The 3140-nt window shown below is 62.4% G+C and carries 4 protein-coding genes and 2 pseudogenes; 2 read left to right on the top strand and 4 right to left on the bottom strand.

Going from position 1 to position 3140, the window contains the following annotated elements; translation table 11 throughout:
- Positions 1-360 (bottom strand): annotated as a pseudogene (locus tag WA989_RS17220) (hypothetical protein); the annotation flags it as partial.
- A gap of 320 nt (positions 361-680) precedes the next feature.
- Here WA989_RS17220 and WA989_RS17215 point away from each other — a divergent pair.
- Positions 681-1106, top strand: a complete 426-nt coding sequence (locus WA989_RS17215; protein ID WP_424341709.1) for a hypothetical protein — start codon at positions 681-683, stop codon at positions 1104-1106.
- Positions 1107-1319: 213 nt separating this feature from the next.
- Here the strand turns inward: WA989_RS17215 and WA989_RS17210 are convergent, their stop codons facing one another.
- From WA989_RS17210 to WA989_RS17200, 3 genes are read right to left on the bottom strand one after another with little or no spacing between them, the layout of a single operon-like run.
- Positions 1320-1985 carry an aquaporin gene (locus WA989_RS17210; RefSeq protein ID WP_424341708.1) on the bottom strand — a complete coding sequence of 222 codons (666 nt, stop codon included), beginning with the start codon at positions 1983-1985 and terminating at the stop codon, positions 1320-1322.
- Positions 1986-2000: 15 nt separating this feature from the next.
- Positions 2001-2462: an ArsI/CadI family heavy metal resistance metalloenzyme gene (locus tag WA989_RS17205; protein WP_424341707.1), complete on the bottom strand. Its 462-nt coding sequence runs from the start codon at positions 2460-2462 to the stop codon at positions 2001-2003.
- Positions 2463-2500: 38 nt separating this feature from the next.
- Positions 2501-2836: an ArsR/SmtB family transcription factor gene (locus WA989_RS17200; protein ID WP_424341706.1), complete on the bottom strand. Its 336-nt coding sequence runs from the start codon at positions 2834-2836 to the stop codon at positions 2501-2503.
- 108 nt (positions 2837-2944) lie between these two features.
- On the opposite strand from WA989_RS17200, the pseudogene WA989_RS17195 reads away from it, so the two are divergent.
- Positions 2945-3140: pseudogene (locus WA989_RS17195) on the top strand (N-acetyltransferase); the annotation flags it as partial.

Genomic DNA, 3140 nt, shown 5'->3' with positions numbered 1-3140 from the left:
TTCAAGTGTTGTTTGGTCCAGAAAGCGCTCGTAAGAGCTTCCAAGCTTTTTCGCGTAACGCTCAAGAATAGCTGCATCGGTGTGAGACCCGAATTTGATCTTTCGTGGTTTGTCTTCGAAGTATCGCCCTCGCTCACGAGACCACTTGGTCCGTCGCTCTACTTTAGTAAATCCAAGCAGCGGCCAAAATGCGTGAGATGAGATATCTATCGACTGTACGTAATCCGACTCGCGATCTGAATCGCTCAAAGGAAGATCGAAATGAATGTAGTTTCGCTCTTTCGTTACGAAGTCGTCGATGAGCGGATCGAATTCGTCTTCAGGTGCGCACCCGGGGGCAGAAGATGCCGTGCGTCTCATTTGTCCCCCGGGTTACCGACCTTACTCCCGATCGAAATCGGTACGATTATAACCTAGTGTGCTACTATACGAGTAGCGTGCAGAATTCAGGAGGCGTAGCCGTGATCAATGTCACGATACTACTCACCGCGGCGCGACTTGTCGCACTTGCGGTCCTAAACAGCGCTCCCCCGAACCCTAGTTTCGGGGCCAAAACGATGTAGCTCACCGATTGAGCAAGTTCAAGACCTGATCATGACAACGTCTGCATTTGTTCTAATTATCGCACCCTACGGTTTAATCCATCCCCCTCCCCCAGCCCCCGGCTATAAGCCTGCCGCATGGAGCTGACCTGGCAGAAAATCTGGTGGTGTCTGATGCAGGTGCCGGTGCGGCACTGGTGGCAGCTCTTCTATAATCTCCGCCGGCTCGACCTGACCTACCGCGTGGCGCGCGAGGAAGGCCGCACATGGATGCGCTGGCATCTGCGCGACGACGGCATGATCTTCATCTCCGCCTGGGACGAGACCGAGGCCGAACGGCGCGCCAAATGCGCCCTGCCGGACGGCTTCGACAAGACGCCCTGGCTCAAGCTCGAAACCCGGTTTGACCCCGATGTTCTCGCCCGCCTTTGCGCCGGGCTCGCGCGCGACATGACGCTCGCCGCGATCCTCGCCTGCGGCAGTGCGGGGCTCTCCTTTTCCGGAGCTGGCAGTTCCGATCCGCTCGCCCTACTCGCAGTCTCCACAGACCCCGATCCGCCTTGAACGGCGCAGGGCCCGTTTCCTGAGCGACGTCGAAGGACGGGCCGGGAAACAATCTCCCGCCCCCATGGTTCGACTTCGCTCACCATGGCGGCTTCTGTTGCAACAAGATTGATGACTGCCGCGCCCGGAGACCCGGGTCTGCGGCCGCTGGTGCTGCTTCGAAGCACCCAACCCGGCTGATGGAGATCCCCGCCTTCACGGGGACCAGCGGCGTCAGGCCTTGCCGCGCGCCCCGAACAACACCGCGCTCACGCCTGTCGCGAGCACCGCCCCGATCAGCTGAGCGACCACGAAGCCTGGCACATCGGCAGGTCGCACCCCTGCAAACGTATCCGAAAGCGCCCGCGCGGCCGTGATCGCCGGATTGGCGAAGCTGGTTGAGGCGGTCCACCAGTAGCCGGCGGTGATAGTCAGCGCGACGGCGGCCGGGACAGCTTTCGGCGAGTGCCGGATCGCCCCGAAGATCGCAAAGACGAGCGCGAAAGTGGCCACCCCTTCGGCGAGCATCTTGGCGGCGCCCGAGCGGTCCGTCGCGGCGATCTGGAGCAGCGGCAGCTCGAACATGGCATGGGCGAGCCAGGCGCCCGCCACGCAGCCGGCGACCTGGATGAGGACATAGGCGGCGGCATCCGGCAGCAAAATCTCCCGGCGGATCAGGAAGCCGAGCGTCACCGCCGGATTGAAGTGCGCGCCCGAGATGGGAGCAAGCACAGCGACCAGTACCCAGAGGATCGCGCCCGTCGCCGCCGTATTGCCGATGAGCGCGACGGCATCATTCCCGGCCGACAGATCAAGCGCGAGAATGCCCGAGCCGATCACCACGCCCGACAGCAGCAATGAGCCGAAAAATTCGGCGAGATATTTCCGTGCGGTGGTCATTTGCCCCCTCGCCGGTCAGCCAGCGCAGCAGGCCGCCGGGCCCGCAGACCGCGGCATGCCCGTCGGCGTCTTCGCCAATCGTCCGTCCTCAGCCTCGACGCCGCCACCATAAGAGGCCGCCTCGCCATGGGTGTGGAAGACTTCCCAGGAGACGCCGGCCGGATCGCTGATCCAGCTCTTCTCGGATTTGGCGTAGCAGCAAATTGTCTCGCCCTCTTCCAGCACGGCCGCGTCGGCGCGTGCCAGCCGGCCATAGACCTCGGCAAGCTCGTCGGCGGTCTCGACCTGGATGCCGAGATGCTCCACGCCCCCCGCCGCACCCCGCGCAGAGATCGCAAAGTTCACCCGAGGGTCCTCCAGCATCCACTTCGCATAGTCCCGCTTTTCGACAGTTGGTTCGGCATCGAACAGGGTGGAGTAGAACGAGGTCGCTTGAGACAGATCGTCGACGGCAACATGGATATGCAGGCGTTTCATTTTTCGGCTCCTTTGCCGGTTGAAAATGTGTGGGTGGTTCAGCCGCAGCAACGGTTCGCGGCGAACTGGACGGGGCCGGCGACATCGCGCTCACCCGCGCAGCAGTCTTCCATAAGCCAGACGATCAGGTCGCTGACGGCATCGAACTGGACCGAGTAGATGATGGAGCGGCCCTCGCGCCGGCCTTCGATCAGGCCTGCCTGTGAGAGGATGCCCAGCTGCGCTGATAATGTGTTGGCCGGAACACTCAGCGCCTCGGCGATCTCGCCGGCGGGCAGGCCCGACCGCCCTGCCTTCACGAGCAGGCGGAACACATCGAGCCGCCGGGACTGGGCGAGGGCAGAGAGGGCGTCTATAGCGTCTTGCTGTTTCATATTTCTATAATCGTAGAACTATTGAACTATTTCAAGCGGAAATTTTCACACCGCCCCAGACGCCCAATCCCTGTTGCACATCCCGGCGCAGCGCTCTAAGCGGCGCGCATGCTGGAAATCCTCCCCGAGACGCCCGTGCGACACGCCGATGCCATCGAGAACCTCTTCGATGCGACCTTCGGGCCGGGCCACTTTGCCAAGACGGCAGAGCGCCTGCGCGAATATTCCGCCTCGATCCCGGACATCAACCGCGTCGCCGTGCTGGACGGCGAGGTGATCGCGGTGTGCCGGGTCTGGCCGCTTG

The organism is Henriciella sp. (genome assembly GCF_049649345.1).
Taxonomy (GTDB): Bacteria; Pseudomonadota; Alphaproteobacteria; order Caulobacterales; family Hyphomonadaceae; genus Henriciella.
This window is presented reverse-complemented; position numbering and strand designations above follow the sequence as displayed.